Origin of the sequence: Azospirillum agricola (assembly GCF_017876095.1) — a bacterium.
Classification (GTDB): Bacteria; Pseudomonadota; Alphaproteobacteria; order Azospirillales; family Azospirillaceae; genus Azospirillum; species Azospirillum agricola.
Window position 1 is genome coordinate 48,798 of the sequence record NZ_JAGINM010000026.1, and the last position, 25,234, is coordinate 74,031.

The following is a 25,234-nucleotide window of genomic DNA, read 5'->3' on the forward strand; positions in this document are numbered from 1 at the left end:
TCAGTTGACGGGCATGAGCGCGCGCGCCGCCGGCTCTCCGGCCGCCTCCACGGCGTCGAACCGGCAGGCGCGCAGGTCGGCGACGCTCCGGCAGCCCAGCAGGGCCATGGTCCGGCTGAGTTCGTCGCCCAGCAACGCCAGGGCGTGCTCCGCCCCGGCCGGTCCGCCGGCCGCCAGCCCGTAGAGCATCGAACGGCCGAGCAGCACCCCGGCGGCTCCCGCCGCCAGCAGCTTGGCGGCGTCGCTGCCCCGCCGCACCCCGCTGTCGGCGAGCAGCGTCAGCCGATGCCCGACCTCCCCGGCGATGCGCGGCAGGACCGACAGCGGCGCCGGCGCCGCGTCGAGGTTGCGCCCGCCATGGTTGGAGACGACGATGCCGTCCACCCCGGCCCCGGCGGCGCGGCGCGCGTCGGCGAGGCTGAGGATGCCCTTGAGGATGAGCCGCCCGGTCCAGCGGCGGCGCAGCTCGGCCACGTCGCTCCAGTCCACCCGGTCGCACAGCTTGATCCGGTCGCTCGCCGCGGCGTCGGTTATGCGGGTGCGGAACTCCGCCGGGTAATGGGCGTAGCCCGGCCAGCCGCCGGTCCGCAGATAGCGCAGCAGCACCGTCCACAGCCACACCGGATGGCTCGCCACGTCCAGCCCGCCGCGCAGCGACGGCGTGATGGGAACGCCGAAGCCGTTGCGCTGGTTGTACTCGCGCTTGGGCGACACCGCCGTGTCCACGGTCAGGATCAGCGTCCCGACACCGGCACGCGCGACGCGCTCGAGCAGGTCATGGGTCAGGGTGCGGTCGCGCCAGACATAGAGCTGAAACCACAGTTCGGCGCCGGAGGCGGCAATGGCCTCGACGCTGGTGATCGACTGGGTGGAGACGCAGAAGGGCACGCCGGCCGCCTTCGCCGCTTGCGCCAGCAGCACCTCGCCGTCGTAGCGCACCAGCCCGGCGGCGGCGGTGGGCGCCACCACGAACGGCAGCGGCCGCTCGACGCCGAACAACGGCGTGCGCAGGGTCCGGCCGCTGGTGTCGACCAGCACGCGGGGAACCAGCGGCGCATCCTCGAAGGAGCGGCGCAGGGCGCGCAGCGAAGCCTCGTCCTCGGTGCCGCGGTCGATGTACTCGAACAGGCCGCGCGGCAGGCGGCGGCGAGCGACACGGCGAAGCTCGTCGATGTTCAGGCAGGCGTCGAAGCGCGGCATGGGCTCCCGAACCTCATGGATCGTCCGGCGGCCTATCTCTGATAGCCGCCGAACTTGTTGATGGAAATGGAGGTCGCCGCCACCTGGACATGCTGCGCCAGTTCCTGCTCGGCCCGCTCCGGGGTCCAGCGGGTCGTCGGCACCGAGATGTTCAGGCCGGCCACCGCGCGTCCGTGCTCGTCGGTTATGGCGGCGGCGACGGAGATGTCGCCCATCACCGTCTCGTTGGTGATGATGGCGTAGCCCTTCTCGGCCGCCTCCTGCACGCGCTCGCGCAGCCGGCCGGGATCATAGACGGTGTAGGGCGTCTGCGGCCGCAGGACGGTGCGAGCCAGGATCTCCTCGCGCTCGTCCATCGAGAGGCGCGACAGGATGGCGGTGCCCGAAGCGGTGAAATAGGCCGGCAGGCGGCTGCCCACCATGATGTCGATGTTCACCAGATGCCGGCCGGGGAAGCGGGCGACGAAGACGATCTCGTGACCGTCCAGCTCCTGGAGGTTGGCGGTCTCGCCGACGCTGCGGCTGATCTCCAGCAGATAGGGCGACGCCTTCTCGATCACGTCGTTGGCGCGCAGGTAGTTGTAGGAGAATTGCAGGATCTTCGGCGTCAGCGCGTAGTTGCGCGTGCCGTGGACGCGGCGCAGGTAGCCGAGCACCTCCAACGTGTAGACCATCCGCTGGGCGGCGCTGCGATCGAGGCCGGCCGTCTTGGCGATGTCCGACAGCGGCATCTGCCGGTGCGGCCCGTCGAAGGCGTGGAGGATCTGGAAGGTCTTCTCCGCCGAACCGACGAACAGGGAGGAGTCGCGCGGATCCGCCTTGGCGGGCGCCTCCGTCACCTCCGGCGCGGTCGTCGCTTTGCTCAGCTTCGGCATCGTCCCTTCTCCTCATCGTCGCCGGGCTACCCGAAGGCCGGCGGGGATGCGTGTCCCGTCCTGGTCATAGCATCCGGCCGGCCAAAAGCCACACCGGATGCCATGGGTTCATGATGCCACCCTCAACGGGCCGCCATCAGGAGGCCAGACGCGACGCCACGCCTTCGTAGGCGACCAGCAGACGCGACAGCTCGGCGCGCAGCGCTTGGCGGATCTCGTCTCGCGGCTCGACCAGCGGGGCGAGCATCGCCGGGGCGTTCACACCGATCAGATCCATCACCGCCTTCATCGGGCCCGGATTGGTCTCGGCGAAGGCGAGGTTCATCATCGGAATCAGCGAGCGGTGGACGTCGAGCGCCTCGCTGACCCGGCCGGTGGAGGCGAGGTCGTAGACCAGGCGCCAGGCGCGCGGCAGCAGGTTGGCCGTCACCACGATGCCGCCCTTAGCCCCCGCCGCGACGTGCAGCGGGAACAGCGTGTCCTCGCCGCTCAGAACCGCGAAAGACGGGTCCACGCCAGCCACCACGCGGAGGAAATGATACATGTCGGTGTTGCACGCCTTCATGCCGACGATCCGCTCATGGCGGGACAGCTCGTGCAGAACCTCCGGGTCGATGGCGATGCGGGTGCGGTAGGGGATCTCGTAGATCAGGATCGGCACCGGCGATTCGTCGGCGTAGCGCAGGAAATAGTCGCGGATGCCGGCCTGGGTCGGGTTGGTGTAGTAGGGGGTCAGCACCAGCAGCCCATCCACGCCGGCGGCGGCGAACTCGCGGCCGGCGGCCAGGGCGTCGTGGTAGCCGGTGTCGAGCACGCCGGCGATCACCGGCCCCTGGGAGGCCATGTGCTCCACCGTCAGCCCGGCGAAGCGGATGCGCTCCTTGCGGGCCAACGCCCCGTATTCGCCGGTGCCGCCGAGGGGAACGGTGCCGTCCACCCCCTGCGCGGTCAGCCAGGAGAACAGCGCCTTGGACGCCGCCACGTCGATGGTGCCGTCGGCCGTCACCGGCGTCGGGGTGGCGGGCAGGATGCCGCGGAGCTTGGTAGCGTCAAGCATGTCGATTCCTTGGGTGTTCGAAAGAACGGTAAAGCGTTGCGGGTGGGCGGGGTCAGCGGGCGACGCTGCGGCGACGCAGCCGGTCGGCCGCGTAGATCAGCGCCGCGATGAAGATCAGCAGGCAGGTGGAGACGGCGGCGATCACCGGCGAGACCTGGAGCGTCACCTCGTCCCAGAACTGCTTGGGCAGCGTCGCGCTGAGGCCGCCCGACGAGAAGAGCGAGATGGTCAGCTCGTCGAAGGAGGTCGCGAAGGCGAACAGGAAGGCGGACAGCATGCCGGCGCCGAGGATCGGGAAGGTGACGTGCCGCAGCGCCGCCACCGGCCGCGCGCCAAGGCTCTGGGCCGCCAGATCGAGCCGGGTGTCGTAGTTGCGCAGCACCGCCATCATCGTCATCACCACATAGGGGACGGCGACGACCGTGTGGCCGATCACGAGGCCGATCACCGTGCCGACCAGCCCCAGTTGGGCGAAGACGTAGAACATGCCGACCGCGATGATCATGCGGGGGACCACGATGGGCGACAGGATGAAGGCGAGCATCGCCCCCTTGCCGCGCATCTGGCCGCGCACCATCAGGAAGGCCGTCGGCACGCCGATCAGCATCGACAGCAACCCGGTGCCGAACGCCACCACCAGCGAGCGCCACAGCGCCTGCATCCAGATCGGCGATTGCAGCATCTGCTCGTACCACTGGGTGGTGAAGCCCGACGGCGGCCAGGTCAGCCCGCCCTTGCCGAAGGACAGCGGGATCATCAGGAAGGCCGGCAGGCTGACCAGCACCAGCAGCGTCCAGACGAAGACGACCAGCGCGCGCGGAGCTGCGCCATCCCCGCCGCGGCGGCGGCGCGGCACCAGCGCCAGCAGCGCGTCGCTCGCCGCGCCGAACAGGGCCAGCACACGGGCACCCAGCCGGCGGGCGGCGGTGTCGCGGTTGCGCGCGGCGGCGGCGCTCTCGCCGGTCAGGCTGGCGAAGCCGAAGACGCGGTCGTAGATCAGGAAGACGGCCAGAACCACCGCCAGCAGCAGCACCGAGATGGCGCCCGCCAGCCCCCAGTTCAGCGTCTGCTGCACCTGGTCGATGATGAGCTGGGTGATCATCGTCTCGCGCCGGCCGCCCAGCAGGGCGGGCACGATGAAGAAGCCGATGGCCGAGACGAAGACCATGATGGCCGCCGCGGCGACGCCGGGCACCGACAGCGGGAAATAGACCGTCCAGAAGGCGGTGCCGGGACGGGCGCCCAGCGTGGTGGCGGCGCGCGGCAGGGTGCGGTCGATGTTCTCCATCACCGCCAGCATCGTCATGACGGCGAGCGGCAGCATGGCGTGGACCATGCCGACCAGCACGGCGCCGAAGCTGTAGAGCAGGTCGGCCGGGCGGTCGATGATGCCCAGCGACAGCAGCAGATGGTTGACCACGCCGTTGCGGCCGAGGATGACCACCCAGGCGAAGGCGCGCACCAGGAAGCTGGTCCAGAAGGCCAGCAGCACCCAGAAGATCAGCCGGCTCTTCGCCGGTCCCTTGGCAACCGAGATCAAGTAGGCGATCGGGTAGGCGCCGACGACCGCGAACAGCGTCGTCGCCAGCGAGATCTTCATCGTGATCCACAGCACGTTGACGTACAGCGCGGACTTGAAGAGCTGCTGGTAGGGCGCCAGCGTGAAGCCCTGCCCGTTGTAGACGCTGAGCGTCAGGAGCTGACCCACCGGGTAGACGAGGAAGGCGAGCAGCAGGAAGACCAGCGGCGCGCCCATCGCCGCCTGCTTGCGCCACGGCGAGGGGGCGGCCCGCCGCGGGCGGGGCGATGAGGATGCCTGGATCGACATGGTTTCGCTGCTCATGTCAGGCCGCCACGGGTTTGGCGGCGGGTTTCGTATCGCCCTGCGCGATCACGACGGCGTCACGGCCGCTCCAGGACAGGCTCAGCACGTCGTCGATGCGGTAGGCGTCGCCGTCGTTGCGGGTCGGGAAGGCGGCGACCAGCGACGGCAGCGCGCCATCGAGCGGCTCCATGTAGATCTTGGTCAGGCTGCCGGTGACCATCACGTCCGACACGCGGCCTTGCACGCCACTGCCCTCGACACCTTCCTGGGCACGGGCGACGGTGATGTTCTGCGGACGCACCATGACGTGCACCGAACTGCCCCGCGGCAGGTCGTGGCCGTTGGCGAGCGCCCGGCCGGGAACCTTCTGGCCGCCCAGATGCACCTCGACCTCGTCGCCGACCCGGCCGCGCGCGTCGGCCGGCAGGATGTTGGATTCACCGAGGAAATCGGCGACGAACAGCGACTTGGGACGGAAATACAGGTCGGCCGGGGTGCCGAGCTGCTCGATGCGGCCGGCGTTCATCAGGCAGATGCGATCGGACATCGTCATCGCCTCTTCCTGGTCGTGGGTGACGTAGACGACGGTCGTGCCGGTCTCGCGGTGCAGGCGCTTGATCTCGAGCTGCATGTGCTCGCGCAGCTTCTTGTCGAGCGCGCCCAGCGGCTCGTCCATCAGGATGATCGACGGGCGGTAGACCATGCAGCGGGCCAGCGCGATGCGCTGCTGCTGGCCGCCCGACAGCTCCTTCGGGTAGCGGCCGGCGACGTGCGGCAGATGCACCATCTCCAACGCCTCGCGGGCGCGCTTCCGCGCCTCCTCGGCGCCCACCTTGCGCATCTTCAAGGGGAACGCGATGTTCTCCTCGATCGTCATGTGCGGGAACAGCGCGTAGTTCTGGAACACCACACCGATATCGCGCTCGTAGGGCGGGCTGTAGGTGACGTCCTGCGCGCCGATGCGCACGCTCCCCTCGTCGGGCTGCACCAGTCCAGCCAGCAGGCTGAGAAGCGTCGTCTTGCCCGAGCCCGACGGCCCGAGGAGCGTGAGGAACTCGCCCTCCGGGACGATGAGATCGGTGGGGGCGAGCGCGACGAAGTCGCCATAGCGCTTGGCAAGGCCTTGGACCGTAAGGCTGGAAGAAGACATGGTAGCCTCGTGGCGAGGGGAGAAGGAAAGGACGGTCGGGAGCCCCATGGGGCAATCACGTCAGGAACCTGGATTCCTTCATGGAGATGTCCGTCATCCCCGCGAAGGCAGGAATCCGGAGTCCGCAAGGCCGCTCTGGTGGAACAGCCTGGATCCCCGCCTTCGCGGGAATGACGGGTTTCCTTGAGGAAGGAATCCGGTCGTCGGAAGCGATCGTTCCGGAAGGCTCCGCAGGGGGCTCGGGCAGAGCCCCCTTGGAAGGTCAGCCGTTCAGCTCAGCAGCCAGGCGTTGTAGCGCTCCAGCACCGCCTGCTGGTTGTCGAGCCAGTACTTGGCGTCGATCGGCAGGCCGCGCTTGATGTTCTCCGGGAAGGTCGGGCAGTCGGGGGCCAGCTTGGCGTCGATGTGCTTGAAGGCCTCAGGCTGGGTGACGCCGGCCGGGAAATACTTCACCAGGGCCGCCTGACGCTTCGGGTCGGAGGCGAACTTGATGAACTGGCGGCAGGCGTCGGCGTTCGGCGTGCCGGCCAGAATCGACCAGCTGTCCAGACCCCAGATGTTCTGGTCCCAGACGATGCCGACCGGGGCGCCGGCCGCGATCGCCGCCTGGGCGCGGGAAACCCAGGTCGGGATCATGTCGACCTCGCCCGAACCCAGCATCTGCTCGACCTGCGCACCGCTGGTCCAGAAGACCGAGACATCCTTCTTGAGACGGTCGAGGGTGGCGAAGGCACGGTCGAGGTTGCAGGGATAGACTTCGCCGGTCGGCACGCCGTCGCCCATCAGCGCCTGCTCGATGGTGTCGAACGGGTGCTTGCGCAGCGCGCGGCGGCCGGCGAAGTTGGCGACGTCGAAGAAGTCCTTCCAGGAGGCTGGCGCCTTGCGGCCCTTGAAAGCGTCGGTGCGGTAGGCCAGAACGGTGGTGTAGACGTTCGTGCCGACGCCGTATTCCGACATGTATTCCTTCGGAATGCTGGCGACGACCGGGTCGTTCTCCAGCCCGTGCTTCTCCAGCAGCGGCTTGTCGCCGCTGGTCAGCATGAGGATCGCCGGGCGGCTGATCTTGGCCATGTCCCAGGTGTAGGACTTGGCCTCGACCATCGAACGGATCTGGGCGGTCGGCTCGGCGTTGGCCTGGACGCCGACCACCTCGATGCCGGTCGCCTCGAAGAAGGGCTTGTAATAGATGGCGCTGTAGGCCTGCGTGTAGATGCCGCCGTCATCGCGGACGACGATCCGCTTGTTCTGCGCACGGGCCGGGCTCCAGATCGCCGGCATCGCCAGCGCCGCGGCGCCGGCGGCGCCGGTTTTCAGAAGGGAACGGCGGGACCAGCCGGGTTTGCTCATGCTCATGACGGAACTCCTCGTGGAAAGTCAGCGTGGGGTCTGATTTCAGCGGACGGCGGACAAAGACACGGCATCGGAGCGGCCGCTCGCACGGCCCCATCCGGCGGTGTCAGGCCGGCGGCAGCAGCCGGCCGGGGTTGAACAGGTTCTGCGGGTCGATCGCCTGCTTGATCGCGCGCATCAGCGTCAGTTCGGCGGGCGGCTTGTAGCGGGCCATCTCGGGCACCAGGGTGCGGCCGATGCCATGCTCGGCGCTGAAGGTGCCCTTGAGGCGCGCGGCCTCGTCGTTCACCGCGTGGCGGATGGCGGCGGCCAGCGCCTCGGTATCCGTGACCTTGCGCCAGGCCTCGAAGGTGAAGAAGGGGATGAAATGGACGTTGCCGTCGCCGATGTGGGCGACGACGACCATCGGCAGGCCCGGCACCAGACGGCGCACCGCCGCCGTCGCGCTCTCGATGAAGGCCGGCACGGCGGAAAGCGGCACGGCGCAGTCGGTGGTCAGGCCGACGCCGCCCTTCTTGTTGGCCTCCGACACGCTGTGGCGGACGTCCCACATGGCGATGCGCTGGGCCTCGCTGGCGGCGAGCGCCGCGTCGACCAACAGCCCCTTCTCGAAGGCGCGCTCCAGGATCGCCTGCAACTCGGCGTCGAGGACGCCCGGCGCGCCGTTGCCGGCCAGCTCGATCAGGACGTGCCAGTCGGCCAGTTCCCCGATCGGGCTGCGGCGATTGGGAACATGCTCGACCACCAGATCGAGCTGGAGCTGGTTGATCAGCTCGAAGGCGGTCAGGCTGGCCCCGGAGCTTTCCTGCACCATGGTCAGCAGCTCCAGCGCCGCCTCGGGCGAGGACAGCCCGACCCAGGCGTTGGCGTGGCGGGTTGGCAGCGGGTGCAGCTTCAGCACCGCCGCGGTGACGACGCCGAGCGTGCCTTCCGAACCGATGAAGAGATGCTTCAGGTCGTAGCCCGTGTTGTTCTTGCGCAGGCCGTACAGCCCCGACCAGACGGCGCCGTCGGGCAGCACGACCTCCAGCCCCAGCACGTTGTCGCGCGTGTTGCCGTAGCGCAGGACCGAGGTGCCGCCGGCGTTGGTCGCGATCGTCCCGCCGATCTGGCAGGAGCCCTCGGCGCCCAGACTCACCGGATAGAGGCGCCCGGCGGCGGCGGCGGCTTCCTGCACCGTGGCGAGCACGCAGCCGGCCTCGACCTCGATGGTGTTGTTGACCGGGTCGATCGCGCGGACCTTGCGCAGTCGCGCCAAACTCAGGATGACCGGGGCCGGTCCCTCGGCCGAGGGCACGGCACCGCCGCACAGGCTGGTGTTGCCGCCCTGCGGCAGCACCGGAACCCCATGGCGGGCACAAGCCCGGACGACCGCCGCCACCTCCTCGGTGTTGGCCGGACGCGCGAGACACAGCGCCGCGCCGCGGTAGCGCCCGCGCCAATCCTCGGTCACGGCTTCCAGATCGGTGGGCGCGGTCAGAACGGCGTCGGCGCCGATCAAACCCGCCAGTTCAGCGACCAAGTCCACACTCGATCTCCTCGCTTACCGTTTTAATCGATATGAGATTAAAGTAACCGAAATATGATAGCGCTGTGTCAGTGCCCGAACAATGGGCTTTTTAAACCATCGCCAAATTTCTGGGCTCAACCTGCGGCTTTGCTCTTCAAGCCCGACCCAATCGGTAGCCGATCGGCGGGCATGGCCGGGGCCATGAAAGCGAACATGTTCGTGTCGCCAATTATTTTTAAAATGCTTCTCCGCCCGCCCGGTGGCCGAGTTCGGCTGGCGCTGGCTGGGCCGCCGGCGGCAGCCGGCCGAACTCGACGCGCTAGCCGCCGGCCGCGTCCGCGCTTCCCCTTCTGGGCAGAGCAGGGAGTCCGGGGGGGTGGAGAAACACATCCGACGCCCCAACTCAGAAGGCAGCGTGTGGAACACAGGGCCGGATGCCGGCTTCAACGAAAGGACACGTCATGGCAAAGAACACGATCTGCCTTTGGTACGACAAGAACGCCGAGGCCGCGGCCCGCTTCTACGCCGAAACCTTTCCCGACAGCACGGTGGGTGCCGTTCACCGAGCCCCCGGCGACTACCCCTCCGGCAAGGCGGGCGACGTGCTGACAGTCGAGTTCACCGTGGCCGGCGTCGCCTGCCTCGGCCTCAACGGTGGCCCCACGTTCAAGCACAACGAAGCCTTCTCGTTCCAGATCGCCACCGACGATCAGGAAGAGACCGATCGCTACTGGAACGCCATCGTCGGCAATGGCGGCCAGGAAAGCGCCTGCGGCTGGTGCAAGGACAGATGGGGCATTTCCTGGCAGATCACACCGCGCGTGCTGACGGAAGCGATGGCGGCCGGAGGCGGGGAAGCGAAGCGAGCGTTCGAAGCCATGATGGGCATGAGGAGGATCGATGTCGCCGCGATCGAGGCGGCACGGCGCGGCTGAGCGTTCTGCGCCGGCTTGTGGCGCGGCTCACAGCGGTGGATCCGGCGCGGCGGTAGTGTCCGGTCATCGACCAACCGCCGGACCGCATCCCCCGCCGCGAGCCGGCCAGCCCCAGAGGAAGACGCCACCATGATCCGCACCGCCCTGCTCTCCGGCTTCGCCACGCTTGCCCTGCTGTCGGCCCCGGCCTTCGCCCAGAACGTCAGCTCGATCTCGAACACCGCGGCCGGCGTCGGCAACGTGGCGCTTCAGTCGGCGATGACCCGGCAGGCGACCGGCGGCAGCATCCTCGGCACCGCCAACACCGCCGACGTCAGCAACATGGCGGCGGGTGTCGGCAACGTCGCCCGCCAGGGCGTCACCGTGATGCAGGGCGGCCCCGGCCGCATCCTCGGCGCTCCGCTGGTCGGCGGTGGCTCCAACACCGCCATCGTCGGCAACACGGCGGCCGGCATCGGCAACCGCGCCTCGCAGAGCGCCCTGGTCCAGCAGTTCGGCAGCCGTTCCCCGCTGCCCGGCGGCGGCAACCTCGGCAACGTCCAGAACCTGTCGGCCGGCATCGGCAATTTCGCCGGACAGCGCGCCCTCCTCCAGCAGCGCTGAGCCTTTCCCAAAAACCCTCTCCCCAAACTCTCCCGCAGCGCCCCGGCCGGTTCCTCCGGCCGGGATTTTTCATGGGAAAGCTTCGCTCGGCGCCGGTGCTCCAGGATCTCGAAGCGCGGCTGTGTCAGGGAATTCCGCCCGCGCCCCCGCTTCCGAGTGGAACGTGATCGGTACCCCGGCTCAGCTCCCGGAACGCCCACGCCCCATCGCGATCGAGCCCCCGAGGATCACCATGCCTGCCCCCAGGAACTGCAACGGATAGGGGACATGCCCGAACACGATCCCTCCCACCACCATCGCCATGGGGATCGAGGCATAGCGCAGCACCGACATGAGCCCCGGATCGCCGGTCCGGTAGGCCACGATGATCAGATAATTGCCGCCGGCCGTGAACATCGCCCCGAGCATCAGCATCCCCGCCACGCCCGGCCCGATGACCATCCACGGCGCCCCCCACGGGCCAAGCAGCGCCCCGGCCAGCCCGACGCCGACCATGGTCACCAGGGCGACGGTCATCGACGGAATGCCCGCGGGCATCCCACGGGTGACGAGGTCGCGACCGGCGACGAGGAGGGCCGAGACGAAGGCGAGTGCGACGGCCTCGGTCAGGCCGGCCTCGCGCGGCAGCGCCACCAGCAGCACGCCGGCGAAGGCGATGGCGACGCTGATCACCAGCCGCCAGCTGAGCCGTGTCATGCCGAGCGCCGCCGCGACGCAGACCGTGAAGACCGGCCCCGTCATGTAGATCGAGGACACGGTGGCGGTGGGCAGAGCCTGAAGCGCCAGGATGAAGCAAGTCACCGACACCGCCTCGAACAGGCTGCGCATCAGGACGAACCGGTTGCCGGCGTGCCGCAGCACGCCGCTCCGCTCCGTCCGCGGCATGACCGCCAGGAAGAAGACGATGCAGGTCAAGGCGCGCAGCACCATGAACTCGCCGAGCGGCATCTCCTGCGTCAGCAGCTTGATGAAGACGTCACTGCAACAGAACAGGAGGCAGGAAAGGAGCAGAAGGCCGCCTTCCCGCCCCATCTTCTGGCTCATCCTCCGACCGATCCGCGCCGGTTCGGCCGGCCGGGGCGATTCCGGTCGACAAGGCCCGTCAGGCATGATTGTGGATCACCCGCTCCAGAAACTCCCGCGTGCGTGCGGGATTGGCGAAGACGGGTCCGGCGTGTCGCCCTCGACGCCCCGTCCCCGGCCCATGAACACGACCCGGTCGGCGCCCTCGCGCGAAGCCCATCTCGTGGGTCACGCATAGCACGCCCGTTCCCTGGTCGGCCAGCGCGATCATCGCGTCGAGCCCCTTCCGTTTCCCACCGACCCGCCTCCGGGCCTCAGCCGCGCTTGGCGAGTTCCTCGTGGGTGATCCGCTGGAGGCCGCCCTCGGTGCCGACGACATAGACCTCGTCGGCGTTGCGGATGGTCGCCAGCCGGTGGGCGATGACCAGGGTCGTCCGCCCCTCCGCCAGTTCCATCAGCGACTTCTGGATTTCCCGCTCCGTCTGGGTGTCGAGCGCCGAGGTCGCCTCGTCGAGGATCAGGATCGGCGGATTCTTCAGGAACATCCGGGCGATGGTCAGGCGCTGTTTCTGCCCGCCGGACAGCTTCACGCCGCGCTCGCCGATGATGGTGTCGAGCCCTTCGGGCAGCGAGGCGATCAGCCCGTCGAGATGGGCGCGCCGCGCCGCCTCCATGATCTCCGCGTCCGACGCGCCGAGCCGGCCATAGGCGATGTTCTCGCGGATCGAGCCGCCGAACAGGAAGACGTCCTGCTGGACGATGCCGATCTGCCGGCGCAGCGAGGCCAGCGTCATGGCGCGGATGTCGATGCCGTCGACCGTGATGTTGCCGCCCGTCACCTCGTAGAAGCGCGGCAGCAGCGAACAGATCGTCGTCTTGCCGGCGCCCGACGGGCCGACGAAGGCGACGGTCGAGCCGGCCTTGATGGTCAGGTCGATGTCCTTGAGGACCGGGCGCGCCGCGTCGTAGCCGAAGGACACGCCGCTGTAGCGGATGTCGCCCTTCAGCGCCGGGGCCGGAACGGCGTCCGGCCCATCCTCGATGTCCGGCTGGGTGTCGAGCAGCGCCGTGTAGCGGCGGAAGCCGGCGATCCCGCGCGGGTAGGTCTCGATGACCGCGTTGATCTTCTCGATCGGCCGGAAGAAGGTGTTGACCAGCAGCAGGAAGGCGAAGAAGCCGCCCTGGGTCATCTCGCCCACCAGCACGAAATGCGCGCCCGTCAGCATGACGACGATCAGGATCAGCCGCATGCTCATGTAGCTGAGCGTCGTCGAGGCGGCCATGATCTTGTAGGCGTCGAGCTTGGTCTGGCGGTAGCGGTCGTTGTCCTCGGCGAACAGCTTGCGCTCGTGCTCCTCGTTGGTGAAGGCCTGGACGACGCGCATCCCACCGACATTCTCCTCGATGCGGACGTTGAAGTCACCGACGCGGGAATAGAGCGACTGCCAGTTGCGCGTCATCCGCCCGCCGTAGCGGCTGGTCAGCCAGGCGATCATCGGCACGATGGCCGCGGTGATCAGCGCCAGCGGCAGATGCACCACCGCCATCAGCGAAAAGGCGCCGACGAAGGTCATGATCGCGATCAGCAGGTCTTCCGGCCCGTGATGCGCGACCTCGCCGATCTCGTCGAGATCGCGGGTGACGCGGCCGACGAGATGGCCGGTCTTGTTGTTGTCGTAGAAGCTGAAGGAGAGCTTCTGGAGATGGTCGAAGCTCTTCCGGCGCATCTCCGTCTCGATGTTGACGCCGAGCTTGTGGCCCCAATAGGTCACGATGGCCATCAGCCCGCCATTCGCCATGTAGACCGCCAGCAGGGCGGCCGTGGCGGCGACGATCAGCGCCCAGTCCTGGGTCGGCAGCAGCTTGTCCACGAAGGCCCGCACGGCCATCGGGAAGCCCAGCTCAAGCAGGCCCGACAGAATGGCGCAGCCGATGTCGAGCAGCAGCAGGCCCTTGTAGGGACGGTAGTAGGCGAAGAAACGGCGGAGCATGGCTCTTCTCATTCCGGAACGTCGGGACGGGAACAAAGATGGGCTAGCCGGCGCGCACGTCCGGGCGGCCAAGCAACCAGATCAGACAGGGGCCGGCGAGCAGCGCCGCGAACAGCCCGAGCGGCAATTGATACGGGAACGCGACGGTCCGCGCCAGCCAGTCCGACACCACCATCAGGCTGGCGCCGATCAGGACGGCGCCGCTCCCCTGCTCCAGCGGCCGGCCAAGGCCGACCAGACGGGCGAGGTGCGGAGCGATCAGTCCGACGAAGCTCAAGGGCCCGACGAACAGCGCCGCCGCCGCCGTCAGCAGGCCGGCAAGCAGCACAAGCAGGATGCGGCAGCGCCGCACCGGCAGCCCGACCGACCGCGCCGTCACCGTACCCAGCGGCAGGATCTCCAGCCATTTCGACGCCAGGGGCAGGCCGGCGAGCAGCAGGACCGCCGCCCCGGCGCAGAACCAGCCGTCGGCCGGGGTGGCGTCGTTGGTGGAACCGCTCAGCCAGCGCAGCAGCGCGAAGGCCTGCGGGGTGCCGGTGGCGATGACGGCGGTCAGCACGGCGCTGCACAGGGCGTTCATGGCAATGCCCGCCAGCAGCAGCCGCTCCGGCCCGAAGCCGGCGCGCAGCGACAGGGTCAGCATGGCGGCGAGCACCAGCATTGCCCCGCCGCCGAGGCGGCGACCTGGATGCCGACGCCGGGTGCCGCGAAAAGGAACAGGGCGGCGGTCAGCCCGACACCCGCCCCGGTGCCGACGCCGAGAATTTCCGGGCCGGCCAGCGGGTTGGCGGTAACGCGCTGCAACAGAACCCCGGCCGCCGCCAGCATGGCGCCGGCCGCCGCCGCCACCGCCACGCGCGGGCCACGCCAACCGAGCAGCCGTTCGAGAAGCGGGCCGGTGGAGACGGTCCAGCCCTCCGGCCCGGTGCCGACGGTCAGGGCCAGCGCCACGGCGGCGGCGCGCCGAGCAGGGCGAACAGGCCGATCAGCAGCCACGGGCGCCGGCTCCGGCGCGAGCGCGTCGGCCGGCTGTCGAGCGACGGCCCACGGCGGAGGTGTTCATCGAGGTGCCCGACGATGCCGAGCGGCAGGAGCTGCCCTCGCCGGCGACCGCCGCCATCACATGGTTCCACGGGCATGGCGGCCCCCGGACGGGCTCGTCTCCCCTGGCCGACGCGGTTCTGGCGGCCACCCCGGCGGGACGGCGGTCTGGACCGGAACCGAGCACAGGGCCGCGCAGCGCATCCGTTCCCACGTCCGCCAGACGCTCCGCCTGCCCGTGGATGCCTGTTCGGTCGTCGCCTATTGGAAGGCCTGCACCAGCCAAGGCAATTTCCAGCATTACGATTGAGCGGGCCGGCCGGATGGGCGAAATCCGCCCGCGCTGCCACCTACGCCACACCCTACGCCGCCTGGACGCCGGTCAGGGTTGTCCCGAACAGGGCGGAACCCGACAAGACTCGGGATGAGGTTCGGGAGAGGATGAGGGACGAGGCAGGTTCCCTGTCGCGTTTTCTCCCTCCACTCGGGCGGCCGGCTCTCTGGCCGCCCGTTTCTTTTTTCCGCCCGGCAGGGCTTGCGGCCTCCGCCATCCCGGACAGGCAGCGCCGGGCTTGTCAAGGCACTGGGACCGTGATGGAAAGGCGTGCTAGGACTCCGGAGGACGTCGACAGCGGGCGGGGAGCCGGGTGGCAGACGGAAGAAAAGATGTGGGACGCAAGCGGCGGCTGGCATGGCTGCTGGTCGGCCACGGAGCGGTCGGCCTGGCCACGGCCGGTGCGTTTCTGCCGCTGTTGCCCACCGTGCCGTTCCTTCTCGTGGCGGCCTGGGCCTACGCCCGCGGAAATCCGGAGTTGCGTGACCGCATGCGCAACGATCCCCGGTTCGGACGAGCCGTCCGCGACTGGCAGGACCGGGGTGCGATTCCGTTCAAGGCCAAGCTCATGGCCATTGCCGGAATGGCGTCCGGTTTCGGAATCCTGGCCCTGTCGTCACCCGGCTTCGCGGTGCTCGGCGGCGTCGGTCTGGTCCTGGTGGCGGTGGGCGTCTATGTCGTGTCCCGTCCCACCCCGTCGGCGACCGATCGCAGCCCCGGACCGGAAGATTGATCCCGTCCGGCGCCCTCGCGGCGTGAGCGGTTCTCCCCGCCCCGTGTCGGAACCATTTCCATTCCCTGCGCGCTACGCGCCGAGCATTCCCGGTTGACCGAACATTCCCGGTTGACGGACCGCACGGCGGAACGATAGGAGAACATGTGTCCGGCATGGCCCCGTCCGGCTTCGGCCGGGCAGCCCTGGCGCCACGCGTTGCGCAACCGTGCGCCCGATCACGACCATCATCCAAGCGAGCCCATGCCTTCGCCCTCCGACACGCCGACCGACGAGCAGCACCGCGCCATCCAGGCGATCGACGCCTGGTACATGGACGATCAGGCCGCGCAGGTCTTCTGGTTGGCGGGCGAGGCCGGAACGGGAAAGAGCAGGACCACCGCCTTCGTGCTCGAACATCTCCAGGATCGTCGCGGGCTGAGGGACTATGTGGTCGGTGCACCGACCGGAAAAGCGGCGCAGGTGCTGCGCCAGAAGGGTATCGAGGGGGCCGCGACGCTGCATTCGCTGCTCTACGCCCCGCGCAAGGACGGCGACACCGGCGAGCTGTTCTTCGCCCGCCGCTCCGATGGACCGATGGCCGAGGCCGACCTCATCGTCTGCGACGAGGGCTCGATGGTCGGCGACGACGTGGCGCGCGACCTGCTGCGGACCGGGAAGAAGATCCTGGTGATCGCCGACGACTACCAGCTCCCGCCGGTGTCCGGGCAAGGACTGTTCACCAGCGGGGAACCCGATTTCCGCCTGACCGAGCCGCACCGCACCGCCCAGGAAAGCCCGGTGATCCGGCTCGCCCATCTGCTGCGCCGACAGCAACTTCCCCGACGGTTCGGCTCGGTCGGCAAGGTCCATGTCCTGCCCCTGGAGCGCGGCACCCAGGGGCTGGTGATGCGGCCCTCGTCGCAGGCCATCTGCGGCACCCACCGTGTCCGCACCACCTACACCAGGAGGATGCGCTCCCTTCTTGGCCATGAGTCGGTGATGCCGCAGGCGGGCGAGCGCGTCATCTGCCGACGCAACCAGAAGGAGGAGGAGCTGTTCAACGGGATGATCGGCTCCCTGACGCGGGCGGCCACCGAGGCCAGCGGCCGGGACGCCGGGCTGTGGTCGCTGGGCGTGCAGATGGAGGATGAGGTCCGGTCGCGCGGCAAGCTGATCGTGCATCCCTGGATGTTCCAGGCGCACTACACCGAGGGAATGGTCCAGCCGCGCGTGGGCAAGGACATCCAGCTTTACGACTGGGCCTGGCTGATCACCTGCCACGCTTCCCAGGGGTCGGAGTTCCCATCGGTCACCGTGATCGACGATTCGGCCGCGTTCCGGGAACACCGATGGCGCTGGCTCTACACGGCCGTGACGCGGTCGCGCGAGGAGCTGGTGCTGTTGCTGCGCAACGCCGAACTGGGCGGCGCGTGGCGGCTTCCCGCCTTCGAGGACGGGCTGCCGGCCTAGCCGTTCAGGCGAAGCGCTTGGCCCCGGCGACGCAGAGCACCACCAGCCCGGCCGCCGCTATCATCGTCCAGGCGACCGGCTCGCGAAGCAGCAGCCCCGCCAAGCCCAGGCCGAAGAAGGGCTGGAGCAACTGAAGTTGCCCGACCCCGGCGATCCCGCCCAGCGCAAGCCCGCGATACCAGAAGACGAAGCCGACCAGCATGCTGAAGACCGACACGTAGCCGAGGCCGAGCCAGGCCGGACCGCCGATCCCGGACCAGGAATCCGGCGCCGTCGCCAACGCCACGGCCGCCATCGCCGGCAGCGCCAGCAGCAGGGCCCAGGAGATGACCTGCCAGCCGCCGAGCCTGCGCGCGAGCGCCGCCCCCTCGGCGTAGCCGAGGCCGCACAGCAGGATGGCGGCCACCATCAGCGCATCCCCGACGAGCGCCCCGCCACCGCCGTTGAGGGCGGCGAAACCAGCGACCGTCGCGCCGCCGATGCCCGAAAACAGCCAGAACACCGGTTTCGGCCTCTCCCCACCGCGCAGGACACCGAAAAGAGCGGTCGCGAGCGGCAGAAGGCCGATAAAGACGACGGAGTGGGCCGCGGTGATCCGCTGGAGCGCCAGCGCCGTCAGCAATGGGAAACCGACCACGACGCCGAGGGCGACCACGGCGAGCGGACGAAGATCGCCTCGCGCCGGCCTGGCCTGACGAAGCGCCAGAAGAAAGGCCGCTCCAAGAAGCGCCGCGATCAGCGCGCGGGCCGAGGTCAGGAACAGGGGCGGGAAATCGCCGACGGCGATCCGCGTGGCCGGCAGCGAGCCGCTGAAGATGACGACGCCCAGGAGACCGCTGCCCCACCCGTCCATTGTCCGATCCCTGCGCAAGCCCCTGATCCTCCGCTCTCCGAAGCGGTGATCGTAGGAACTCGATGCTGGAATGGACAGGGACAGTGCCATACGATCCGACGAAACTGTATGCCTTTACAGACACACACAATTCCCGGCCGCACGGTTTTTGGAGAAGATATGAAGCGCGAAGACGCGACGCGCACCGGCGCGGTGATGACGGCCATCCGGCTGAAGCTGTCGAGCCGCGCGCTGGCGGCCGGCGACCGCCTGCCCTCGATCCGACGCTTCGCCGCGACCTTGGGTGTGTCGCCCTCCACGGTCGTCGAAGCCTACGACCGTCTGGCCGCCGAGGGTGTGATCCAGGCCCGGCGCGGGTCCGGCTTCTATGTCGCCGGCACCGTCCCTCCAACGCCGGCGCTGGCGGAGACGGGTCCCCGGCGTGACCGGGCCGTCGATCCCTTCTGGGTTTCGCGCCAGTCGCTCGATGCCGATCCCGCCGCCCTGAAACCCGGCTGCGGCTGGTTGCCGGCGGACTGGATGCCGACCGCCGCCCTCCGCCGCGGCCTCCGGACGCTTGCGCGCGACGAGGACGCGCCGCTCACCGACTATGGCGGCACGCGCGGCTCGCCGCGGCTGCGCCGGCTGCTGCTCGGGCGCTTCGCCGAGGAGGGTATCGACGCCTCGCCGGACCAAATCCTGCTGACCGGTTCGGGGACGCAGGCGGTCGACCTGATCTGCCGTTTCCTGCTGCGGCCCGGCGACACGGTGCTGATCGACGATCCCTGCTATTTCAATTTCCAGGCGCTGCTCCGGGCACACCAGGCCCGCATCGTCGGCGTCCCCTACACCCCCTCGGGCCCGGACGCAGCCGCGTTCGAGGCGGCGCTCGTCGGGGAACGGCCGCGGCTCTACATCACCAACTCGGCGCTCCACAACCCGACCGGCGCCAGCCTCTCGCCGCGGACCGCCCACCGGATCCTGAGCGTCGCCTCGGCCCACGGCCTGACGATCGTCGAGGACGACATCTTCGCCGATTTCGAGCCCGACCCGTCGCCACGGTTCGCCGTGCTCGACGGGTTCGACCGCGTCATCCGGGTCGGCAGCTTCTCCAAGACTTTGTCCGCCTCGATCCGCTGCGGCTACATCGCCGCGAGAGCGGATTGGATCGAAGGTCTGGTCGACCTCCAGGTCGCGACCCGCTTCGCCGGAGCGAGCCCGGCCGCGGCCGAGCTGATCGCCGGCATTCTTGCCGAGGGCGGCTACCGCAAGCATATGGCCGAGCTGCGCCGGCGCCTCGCGCGGGCCAGCCGTGAAACGGCGGCGCGGCTGGATGGGCTCGGAATCCGGCCCTGGCTCATGCCGCGCGGCGGCTTCTATCTTTGGTGCCGCCTGCCCGACGGGCAGGATTCCGCCACGCTTGCCCGCAAGGCGATGGAGGAGAACATCGTGCTGGCGCCGGGCAACGTGTTCAGCGTCTCGCAGAACGCCGCGGCCTTCCTGCGCTTCAACGTCACCCAGTCGGAAGACCCGCGTGTCCTGGCCGCGCTTCGGCGGGCGATGGCATCCCATCAGGCTGGTGACGCCCCGCCGTTTGACCTCGCGGAGATGGCAGCCGCGCGTCCGACATGAATATTTCAACATAATGTGATGGCTCCGTCATCGGAATGCCCTCTGTCCGCTCACGCTGGAACTCAGATCAACCGGACCATCGTGCCGTTCAAGCTGTGGCGGGCCTTCCCCTCTTGGGGTGACGCCATAGGACGGGCGAAGGGCGAAAATACACGCCAATCGGACAGAACGGGAACCTCAGGCGGCCAGGAGTTCGATGGGAGCGCGCAGCGAGCGGTATCCTGACGTGTCCGGCACCCGGTCCGCGCTCCAGGGACCGTCGCCGGTCAGATTGATGTGTTGCCATCCGAGGGGCGCGAGATGGGTCACGCCGGTGCCGGTCCGCGTATCTCGGCCGGCAAGTCCAAAGTTACGGCGGTCCCGTCAGGGCCGGACTGGATGTCGAGCATCCCGTCCAGGGCATCCGCCCGTCGGCGCATGTTTCCCAGGCCGTAGCTGCCCGGCCGGCTGGCCACCCCGCCGTGTCCCTGGTCGCGCAGGCACAAGCGCACGCCATGGCCCGGTCGCGGAGACGGCCCGGCCTCGATGGTCAGCGTGGACGAGCCGCTGTGGCGGGCGGCGTTGACCGAAGCTTCCTGCATGATGCGGAAGATGTTGAGGGTGGCGCCGGGGTGCAGCCCCTTCACCTCCGGCAGGGCGGAAGCACGCCACACCAGCGTCACGCCCTGGGCCATGAGCTGCGGCTCGATGCGTTCGCGGAACAGGGCGAGCATCACGCCAAGATCATCGCCCGAGCTCTCCAGCGATGCCACCACCAGCCGGAGGTCGGCCAGCGCGCCGCCAACCGAGACGGCGACCTCGCCCGAGGCCTCCCCCCGCAACTCGCACAGCGCCAGGATCGAGACGAGCTGACCGGCGATGCCGTCGTGCAGGTCACTCATCAGGCGCACCCGCTCGGCCTCCAGCACGGCGGCCTCGGCCTGCTGCTGCTCGCGGGCGAAGCTGCGGCGCAGGGCGTCTTCGGCCGCCGCCACCTCGTTCCTCAAGCGTTGGCTGAACTGATCCAGCACGTTCATGGTCTGTGCGAAGCGCCAGATCAGCACCGCGGAGACGACCGCCATGATGACGGGCCAGGCAAAGCGGCCGAGCAGCACCCGGCTTTCCCCCAGGGCGTCGCGGATGAGCAGAATGTCATGCACCGCGATGACCAGATTGAACAGGAAGGCGCCGGCCAGCGCCGTGGCCGCGATGTCGCGCTCACGGAAAGCCACGCGCACCACCACCGACAGCACCCAAAGAGCGGCGACGGACATGATCGGAAAGTAGACGGTCGTGAGCAACCAGCGGTGCAGATCGACCGGAAGAGTGAGGAAGCTGACGACAGCAATGGACGGCGGCAGCAGGAAGACGCCCAGAGGGACCGGGAGCGGGCGGTGGACGAACAGCAGCGCCATGGGCAGGACGAGGCTGGTGGTCAGAAACCGGGTGTGGTTGATGAGTTGGAGGGAGGTTTCGCTCAGCACCCCATCGCCCAGGATCGCCGGCAGCGACACGGCGGCGTGAGACAGGATAACGCTGCTGGTCACCAGGAAGATCCGTTCGCGCCGGCAGGCGAGCCAGATGATGAAAAGCGCCAGGCCCATGGTGATGTGCCAGCCGTCGATCATCCGTTGCAGGGTCGAGTACAGGAACCGTCGCCAGTTATGGTCCGGGCGCAGCAGGGCGTCGGGCCCGATGGCGACGCGATCGAGGAAGGCGCTGATGACGCCGCGCTTGGACAAAACGATCTCGAACTCGTTCATGCCGGGGCGCAGAAGCGGTGCCGGCACCAGGAACGGGATGTTGCCGGAAACATCGGCTTCCGCCCGTCCCCACGCGCTCGTGGCGAGGAAGACGCCGTTCAGGGAAACGGCGAGCACACCCTGGAAAGAGGGCGCATAGAACGACACGCCGCCCGCATCCGCGGGCCGGGCGGTCGGATCGTACCAGTATCCGATACGAAAGTTGGCCATGCACCCCTCGGCGGTCCCTGTGGTCGGGCAGCGGTACGGCAGAGGCACCGGCGTCCAGGCCGCCGGGTCGGCGGCTTGATCGCCGGGCACCGCCAGCAACGCCTCGCCGATGAACAGGGCGGCCGCATCATCGGATAGGGTGGGATTGATGATGAATCCGAGCGCGGTGAGGGCGGGAATCAGGATCGCCAGACACAGGGCGGACCGCCATGCCCAGGCCGGCCGGGACAGCGGGGCGGGCGCCACACCACCGCTCATACCCGGAACGGCGTCCGTCGACGGCATGGCGGACCCTCAGCCCTTCAGGTTGATGATGTTGTGATTGATCGCGGCGAACACCGCCTCGCCGCGGGAGTTCACCTCCAGCTTGCGGTAGATGTTCTTGATGTGGGTCATCACCGTGTTGCGGGAGATGCCCAGCCGCTCCGCGATGTCGCCATAGGTCAGTCCCTTGGCGACCCCCCACAGAATGTCGGTCTCCCGCTCGGTGAGCGACGGCACCGGCTCGGCCGGCGGCGCGGCCGACGGAGAGTCCGGCCTGCTCTGGACGCGGCGGACAATGGTGCGGGCGATGGACGTCGAGATCGGCGAGCGCCCGGCCACCAGGTCGAGCACGGAGCCGACCAGATCGATCGCCGTCGAATCCTTCAGGATATAGCCGGCCGCTCCCGCCTCGATGGCGGTCAGCACGCTGCGCTCATCCCCCAGGACCGAGACCACCATGATCTCCATGGCCGGGTAGAGCCGCCGGGTTTCGTGAATCAGGTCGAGTCCGTTGCCGTCGGGCAGCTTCAGGTCGGTGACCAGGACCGCCGGCACATGGGCGGCGCAGAGCGCGCGGGCCTCCGCCAGCGTGGCCGCGGCGGCCACCAGATCGACACGGTCGGCGGCGCGCAGGATCGCGGTCATGCGCTCGCGGATCGGACGGTCATCCTCCACCAGCAGGACGCGGATGCGGTGGTCCGGCGACGGGGTTGCGTGCAACTCACTGGTCACCACAGGGGAACGCCTTTCGTCCGAGGGGGATCGCGTCTTGGTCTGCGAGCGCAGGATAGAAAGGTTCGCGAAACCGTGACAATACCCAAACACAGGTCAAGGGCGCGGACAGTGCCCTCATGGGGAGTCTACCGGCAACGGGTTCGCCGCGGCATCCCACGAACATGTGAGGCGGAGTTGCCGGCGGATCGTTCGGGCCTCCACCCTGGATGTCCGCGACGCCGAGTTCCTGCGCGGCGGCGACAAGACCTTCTCGGGCAATTCCAAGGCGACGGTGACCAACGCCGGGTCGATCGGCTCGCAGGGCGGCGACGTGGCGCTGATCGCGCGGGCGGTCGGGAACAGCGGCAGCATCACGGCGCCCAAGGGCACGGCGGCGCTGGCCACCGGCTACGAGGTGCTGGCGCGGGACGGCGCCGTCAACGGCGGCAAGTTCCAGGTCAGGGACAGCGGGGCGATCGGCCTGACCACCGCCGAAATGCAGGAATGGAGCAGCTTCCGCGGCTGGGATGCGACGGTGTGGGCGCTGCCCGTGGCCGGCCGCCTCCGGCCGGAGCTTTACGGCGTCTCCGGGGTGGTCGGGGGAATCCGGAGGATCACCTATGGCGACGATCCGGCCGGCGCCACGCTCAGCTCGGTCGGCGACGGCTGGTGGAACACCGTCATCCGACCAGCCATAAGGCCGTTTGTTGGGTTCTATTGCAAAATTTCCGCCTGTTCCGGACAGCGCCTGCCCGACGCGGATAGAGCAGGACGCCAGCCCTGCCTACCCTTGGCGAACACCGTCGCGAACACCACCGGCGGACAGAAAAGCCAAATCAACGGGAGGTCTCGGGATGAGCAGTCCGCGCACGCTCACGTCCGCAATCGTGCTTGCAACAGGAGTGATGGCGTCGGCCGGCACCCATGCGGCCGAAACCGTGACGCTGAAGATCGCGCATTTCCTGCCCGGCGTGGCGCAGGTGCAAAGGCAGGTTCTGGAGCCGTGGTGCGACGATCTCGGCCGGGAGTCCGGCGGCCGCATCCGCTGCCAGTTCTATCCCGCACTGCAACTGGGAGGCACCGCGGCCCAGCTGGTCGATCTGGCGCGCAACGGCGTGGCCGACATCGTGTGGACAGCCCCCGGCTATTCCACCGGCCGCTTCCCCAAGACCGAGGTGCTGGAGCTTCCGGGCATGCTGCCGGTCGGCGGCGTCGCAGGCGGGCGGGCGATCTGGACCTTCTACCAGGCGCATCTCCAGGACGAATACGCCGCCTACAAGCTGCTCGCCCTGCATGGCGACGGCGGCATGACCGTCCATGCCGCGAACAAGCCGATCGCCAAGGCGGCCGATTTCGCCGGGTTGAAGCTGCGCGCGCCGAATCGCACCATCGCCCGCACCCTGACGGAGCTTGGCGCCACCCCCGTGGCGATGCCGCCAGCCCAGATGACCGAGGCGATCTCCAAGGGCGTGGTCGACGGTGCGTCCGCGGTCTGGGAGGTCATCGGCCCGACCAAGCTGGACGAGGTTACCCGCTTCCATCTGGAAACCTCACCCGACGAGCCCGTCCTGGGCGCCACCGTCCTGGCCCTGCTGATGAACAGGAAAAGCTTCGACGCCATGCCCGCGGACCTGAAGGCGATCCTTGAGAAGAACAGCGGCATGGTCCTCGTCGAGCGCTTCGGACGGGCCTGGGACGCCACCATCACCGCGACGCGCGACAGGGTGAAGGCACAGGGGCAGTCGGTCACCGTGCTGTCGGGCAGCGCCTATGACGAGGTGCTCAAGAAGCTGGAGCCGGTCACCGCCGAATGGATTGCCCAGGCGTCGGCCAAGGGCATCGACGCGGCCTCCCTCGCCGCCGTGGCCCGTCAGCTGGCCCCGCGGCCCCGCTGACGGCCCCGCCGATTTCGGCGTCCCACCAACCAGGAACAACGAGACCAGACATGAGCACGGCCCCCCGCTATTTCGAACAGCCCGCCCGTTTCAGCCCGGCCGAATGGCAGGCCCGCGTCAAGCTGGCCGCGGCCTACCGCATCTTCGACCATCTCGGCTGGTCGGAGCTGATCTACAACCACATCTCGCTCCGGGTCCCGGACGAACCCGGCCACTTCCTCATCAACCCGTTCGGCCTGCATTATTCGGAGGTCCGCGCCTCCAACCTCGTGAAGGTCGATGTGAAGGGAAATATCGTCGGCCATTCGGACTGGCCGATCAATCCGGCCGGCTTCACCTTCCATGGCGCCATCCATGCAACCCTGCCGGATGCCCATTGCGTGATGCATGTCCACACCACCCAGACGCAGGCGGTCTGCTGCCTGGAGGACGGGCTGGCCTTCACCAACTTCTACGCCGCCCAGCTCTACGGCAAGATCGCGTACCATGATTTCGAGGGGATCACCGTCCATCTCGACGAAGGGCGACGCATCCTGGCCAGCGCCGGCGACAAGCCGGTCCTGCTGCTGCGCAACCATGGCCCGGTGGTGGTCGGCGCCACGCTGGCGCAGGCCTTCTCGCTGATGTGGCTGGTCAACCGCGCCTGCGAGATCCAGATGGCCACCCATTCGATGGGCCGGGCGCGGCCGATCCCGGTGGCGGTGCTGGAGAAATGCGTTGCCGACAGCCTGAATTTCAATCCGAAATACGGGGCCGGCGAAGACGCCTTCGCGGCACTCACCCGCATCATCGACCGCATCGACCCGACCTACCGGTCGTGACGGACAAAGTCCAAGGCCCGCCCCGAGGGCCTTGACTAATTAACA

The 25,234-nt window shown here is 68.8% G+C and carries 23 protein-coding genes; 8 read left to right on the top strand and 15 right to left on the bottom strand.

The window, feature by feature from the left end; all coding sequences use genetic code 11:
• The 7 genes from J2847_RS28520 to J2847_RS28550 all read right to left on the bottom strand — a co-directional run bounded on the left by J2847_RS28520 (nt 1) and on the right by J2847_RS28550 (nt 8,985).
• Nucleotides 1-1,200 carry an alpha-hydroxy acid oxidase gene (locus J2847_RS28520; RefSeq protein WP_209782116.1) on the bottom strand — a complete coding sequence of 400 codons (1,200 nt, stop codon included), beginning with the start codon at nt 1,198-1,200 and terminating at the stop codon, nt 1-3.
• A 32-nt stretch (nt 1,201-1,232) separates the two neighbouring features.
• A complete protein-coding gene (locus J2847_RS28525; protein WP_233474854.1) occupies nt 1,233-2,075 on the bottom strand; it encodes an IclR family transcriptional regulator in 843 nt (280 codons plus the stop codon).
• Nucleotides 2,076-2,211: 136 nt separating this feature from the next.
• Complete coding sequence (gene dapA, locus J2847_RS28530; protein ID WP_209782117.1) at nt 2,212-3,132, bottom strand: 4-hydroxy-tetrahydrodipicolinate synthase; 921 nt, start codon at nt 3,130-3,132, stop codon at nt 2,212-2,214.
• Nucleotides 3,133-3,184: 52 nt separating this feature from the next.
• Nucleotides 3,185-4,975 carry an ABC transporter permease subunit gene (locus J2847_RS28535; RefSeq protein ID WP_233474855.1) on the bottom strand — a complete coding sequence of 597 codons (1,791 nt, stop codon included), beginning with the start codon at nt 4,973-4,975 and terminating at the stop codon, nt 3,185-3,187.
• Between the two features lies 1 nt (nt 4,976).
• Nucleotides 4,977-6,107 carry an ABC transporter ATP-binding protein gene (locus J2847_RS28540; RefSeq protein WP_209782118.1) on the bottom strand — a complete coding sequence of 377 codons (1,131 nt, stop codon included), beginning with the start codon at nt 6,105-6,107 and terminating at the stop codon, nt 4,977-4,979.
• A gap of 270 nt (nt 6,108-6,377) precedes the next feature.
• Nucleotides 6,378-7,460 carry an ABC transporter substrate-binding protein gene (locus J2847_RS28545; protein WP_209782119.1) on the bottom strand — a complete coding sequence of 361 codons (1,083 nt, stop codon included), beginning with the start codon at nt 7,458-7,460 and terminating at the stop codon, nt 6,378-6,380.
• A gap of 103 nt (nt 7,461-7,563) precedes the next feature.
• Nucleotides 7,564-8,985 carry an FAD-binding oxidoreductase gene (locus tag J2847_RS28550; protein ID WP_209782120.1) on the bottom strand — a complete coding sequence of 474 codons (1,422 nt, stop codon included), beginning with the start codon at nt 8,983-8,985 and terminating at the stop codon, nt 7,564-7,566.
• A gap of 443 nt (nt 8,986-9,428) precedes the next feature.
• Between J2847_RS28550 and J2847_RS28555 the strand changes: the two genes are divergently transcribed.
• Together J2847_RS28555 and J2847_RS28560 are read left to right on the top strand one after the other, a co-directional pair.
• Nucleotides 9,429-9,902 (top strand): VOC family protein, encoded by a 474-nt coding sequence (locus J2847_RS28555; RefSeq protein WP_209782121.1) that lies wholly within the window; start codon nt 9,429-9,431, stop codon nt 9,900-9,902.
• 129 nt (nt 9,903-10,031) lie between these two features.
• Complete coding sequence (locus tag J2847_RS28560; protein ID WP_209782122.1) at nt 10,032-10,505, top strand: hypothetical protein; 474 nt, start codon at nt 10,032-10,034, stop codon at nt 10,503-10,505.
• A 180-nt stretch (nt 10,506-10,685) separates the two neighbouring features.
• Here the strand turns inward: J2847_RS28560 and J2847_RS28565 are convergent, their stop codons facing one another.
• The 5 genes from J2847_RS28565 to J2847_RS34365 form a co-directional block, all read right to left on the bottom strand.
• Nucleotides 10,686-11,549, bottom strand: a complete 864-nt coding sequence (locus J2847_RS28565; RefSeq protein ID WP_209782123.1) for a DMT family transporter — start codon at nt 11,547-11,549, stop codon at nt 10,686-10,688.
• A gap of 293 nt (nt 11,550-11,842) precedes the next feature.
• Nucleotides 11,843-13,519, bottom strand: coding sequence for an ABC transporter ATP-binding protein (locus tag J2847_RS28570; RefSeq protein ID WP_209782124.1), 1,677 nt, complete (start codon nt 13,517-13,519; stop codon nt 11,843-11,845).
• A 43-nt stretch (nt 13,520-13,562) separates the two neighbouring features.
• Nucleotides 13,563-14,180, bottom strand: coding sequence for an iron chelate uptake ABC transporter family permease subunit (locus tag J2847_RS28575; protein WP_267912579.1), 618 nt, complete (start codon nt 14,178-14,180; stop codon nt 13,563-13,565).
• A complete protein-coding gene (locus J2847_RS34710; RefSeq protein ID WP_325169502.1) occupies nt 14,156-14,470 on the bottom strand; it encodes an iron chelate uptake ABC transporter family permease subunit in 315 nt (104 codons plus the stop codon). The genes J2847_RS28575 and J2847_RS34710 overlap by 25 nt, the downstream gene beginning before the upstream one ends.
• Nucleotides 14,455-14,658, bottom strand: coding sequence for a hypothetical protein (locus J2847_RS34365; protein ID WP_233474856.1), 204 nt, complete (start codon nt 14,656-14,658; stop codon nt 14,455-14,457). The genes J2847_RS34710 and J2847_RS34365 overlap by 16 nt, the downstream gene beginning before the upstream one ends.
• Between J2847_RS34365 and J2847_RS35000 the strand changes: the two genes are divergently transcribed.
• From J2847_RS35000 to J2847_RS28590, 3 genes are all read left to right on the top strand, one after another.
• On the top strand, nt 14,587-14,988 hold the full coding sequence (locus tag J2847_RS35000; RefSeq protein ID WP_209782125.1) for a hypothetical protein: 402 nt from the start codon (nt 14,587-14,589) through the stop codon (nt 14,986-14,988). The genes J2847_RS34365 and J2847_RS35000 overlap by 72 nt on opposite strands.
• Nucleotides 14,989-15,228: 240 nt before the next feature.
• Entirely contained in the window at nt 15,229-15,627 is a 399-nt protein-coding gene (locus J2847_RS28585) for a YbaN family protein (RefSeq protein WP_325169503.1), read from the top strand.
• Nucleotides 15,628-15,870: 243 nt separating this feature from the next.
• On the top strand, nt 15,871-17,079 hold the full coding sequence (locus J2847_RS28590; RefSeq protein ID WP_085558290.1) for an ATP-dependent DNA helicase: 1,209 nt from the start codon (nt 15,871-15,873) through the stop codon (nt 17,077-17,079).
• A 4-nt stretch (nt 17,080-17,083) separates the two neighbouring features.
• Here J2847_RS28590 and J2847_RS28595 read toward each other — a convergent pair whose 3' ends face one another.
• Nucleotides 17,084-17,932 carry a DMT family transporter gene (locus tag J2847_RS28595; protein ID WP_209782127.1) on the bottom strand — a complete coding sequence of 283 codons (849 nt, stop codon included), beginning with the start codon at nt 17,930-17,932 and terminating at the stop codon, nt 17,084-17,086.
• 159 nt (nt 17,933-18,091) lie between these two features.
• Here J2847_RS28595 and J2847_RS28600 point away from each other — a divergent pair, with 159 nt between their 5' ends.
• Entirely contained in the window at nt 18,092-19,543 is a 1,452-nt protein-coding gene (locus tag J2847_RS28600) for an aminotransferase-like domain-containing protein (RefSeq protein WP_233474857.1), read from the top strand.
• A 305-nt stretch (nt 19,544-19,848) separates the two neighbouring features.
• Here the strand turns inward: J2847_RS28600 and J2847_RS28605 are convergent, their stop codons facing one another.
• Both J2847_RS28605 and J2847_RS28610 read right to left on the bottom strand, forming a co-directional pair.
• The gene (locus tag J2847_RS28605) at nt 19,849-21,780 is read right to left on the bottom strand and encodes a hypothetical protein (RefSeq protein ID WP_209782129.1); all 1,932 of its coding nucleotides are present in this window, start codon (nt 21,778-21,780) and stop codon (nt 19,849-19,851) included.
• A 9-nt stretch (nt 21,781-21,789) separates the two neighbouring features.
• Nucleotides 21,790-22,491 carry a response regulator transcription factor gene (locus tag J2847_RS28610; RefSeq protein ID WP_325169504.1) on the bottom strand — a complete coding sequence of 234 codons (702 nt, stop codon included), beginning with the start codon at nt 22,489-22,491 and terminating at the stop codon, nt 21,790-21,792.
• Nucleotides 22,492-23,378: 887 nt separating this feature from the next.
• Between J2847_RS28610 and J2847_RS28615 the strand changes: the two genes are divergently transcribed.
• Nucleotides 23,379-24,368, top strand: coding sequence for a TRAP transporter substrate-binding protein (locus J2847_RS28615; protein ID WP_209782130.1), 990 nt, complete (start codon nt 23,379-23,381; stop codon nt 24,366-24,368).
• Nucleotides 24,369-24,418: 50 nt separating this feature from the next.
• Complete coding sequence (locus tag J2847_RS28620; RefSeq protein ID WP_209782131.1) at nt 24,419-25,189, top strand: class II aldolase/adducin family protein; 771 nt, start codon at nt 24,419-24,421, stop codon at nt 25,187-25,189.
• Nucleotides 25,190-25,234: the final 45 nt, after the last annotated feature.

Coding starts and splice junctions, on each gene's coding strand:
- dapA (WP_209782117.1), bottom strand. CDS start 3,132: ATGCTTGACGCTACCAAGCTCCGCGGCATCCTGCCCGCCACCCCGACG.
- J2847_RS28540 (WP_209782118.1), bottom strand. CDS start 6,107: ATGTCTTCTTCCAGCCTTACGGTCCAAGGCCTTGCCAAGCGCTATGGC.
- J2847_RS28535 (WP_233474855.1), bottom strand. CDS start 4,975: ATGAGCAGCGAAACCATGTCGATCCAGGCATCCTCATCGCCCCGCCCG.
- J2847_RS28615 (WP_209782130.1), top strand. CDS start 23,379: ATGGCGTCGGCCGGCACCCATGCGGCCGAAACCGTGACGCTGAAGATC.
- J2847_RS28545 (WP_209782119.1), bottom strand. CDS start 7,460: ATGAGCATGAGCAAACCCGGCTGGTCCCGCCGTTCCCTTCTGAAAACC.
- J2847_RS28620 (WP_209782131.1), top strand. CDS start 24,419: ATGAGCACGGCCCCCCGCTATTTCGAACAGCCCGCCCGTTTCAGCCCG.
- J2847_RS28560 (WP_209782122.1), top strand. CDS start 10,032: ATGATCCGCACCGCCCTGCTCTCCGGCTTCGCCACGCTTGCCCTGCTG.
- J2847_RS28570 (WP_209782124.1), bottom strand. CDS start 13,519: ATGCTCCGCCGTTTCTTCGCCTACTACCGTCCCTACAAGGGCCTGCTG.
- J2847_RS28555 (WP_209782121.1), top strand. CDS start 9,429: ATGGCAAAGAACACGATCTGCCTTTGGTACGACAAGAACGCCGAGGCC.
- J2847_RS28595 (WP_209782127.1), bottom strand. CDS start 17,932: ATGGACGGGTGGGGCAGCGGTCTCCTGGGCGTCGTCATCTTCAGCGGC.
- J2847_RS28565 (WP_209782123.1), bottom strand. CDS start 11,549: ATGAGCCAGAAGATGGGGCGGGAAGGCGGCCTTCTGCTCCTTTCCTGC.
- J2847_RS28590 (WP_085558290.1), top strand. CDS start 15,871: ATGCCTTCGCCCTCCGACACGCCGACCGACGAGCAGCACCGCGCCATC.
- J2847_RS28525 (WP_233474854.1), bottom strand. CDS start 2,075: ATGCCGAAGCTGAGCAAAGCGACGACCGCGCCGGAGGTGACGGAGGCG.
- J2847_RS28600 (WP_233474857.1), top strand. CDS start 18,092: ATGAAGCGCGAAGACGCGACGCGCACCGGCGCGGTGATGACGGCCATC.
- J2847_RS34365 (WP_233474856.1), bottom strand. CDS start 14,658: ATGCCCGTGGAACCATGTGATGGCGGCGGTCGCCGGCGAGGGCAGCTC.
- J2847_RS28605 (WP_209782129.1), bottom strand. CDS start 21,780: ATGCCGTCGACGGACGCCGTTCCGGGTATGAGCGGTGGTGTGGCGCCC.
- J2847_RS28575 (WP_267912579.1), bottom strand. CDS start 14,180: ATGCTGGTGCTCGCCGCCATGCTGACCCTGTCGCTGCGCGCCGGCTTC.
- J2847_RS28520 (WP_209782116.1), bottom strand. CDS start 1,200: ATGCCGCGCTTCGACGCCTGCCTGAACATCGACGAGCTTCGCCGTGTC.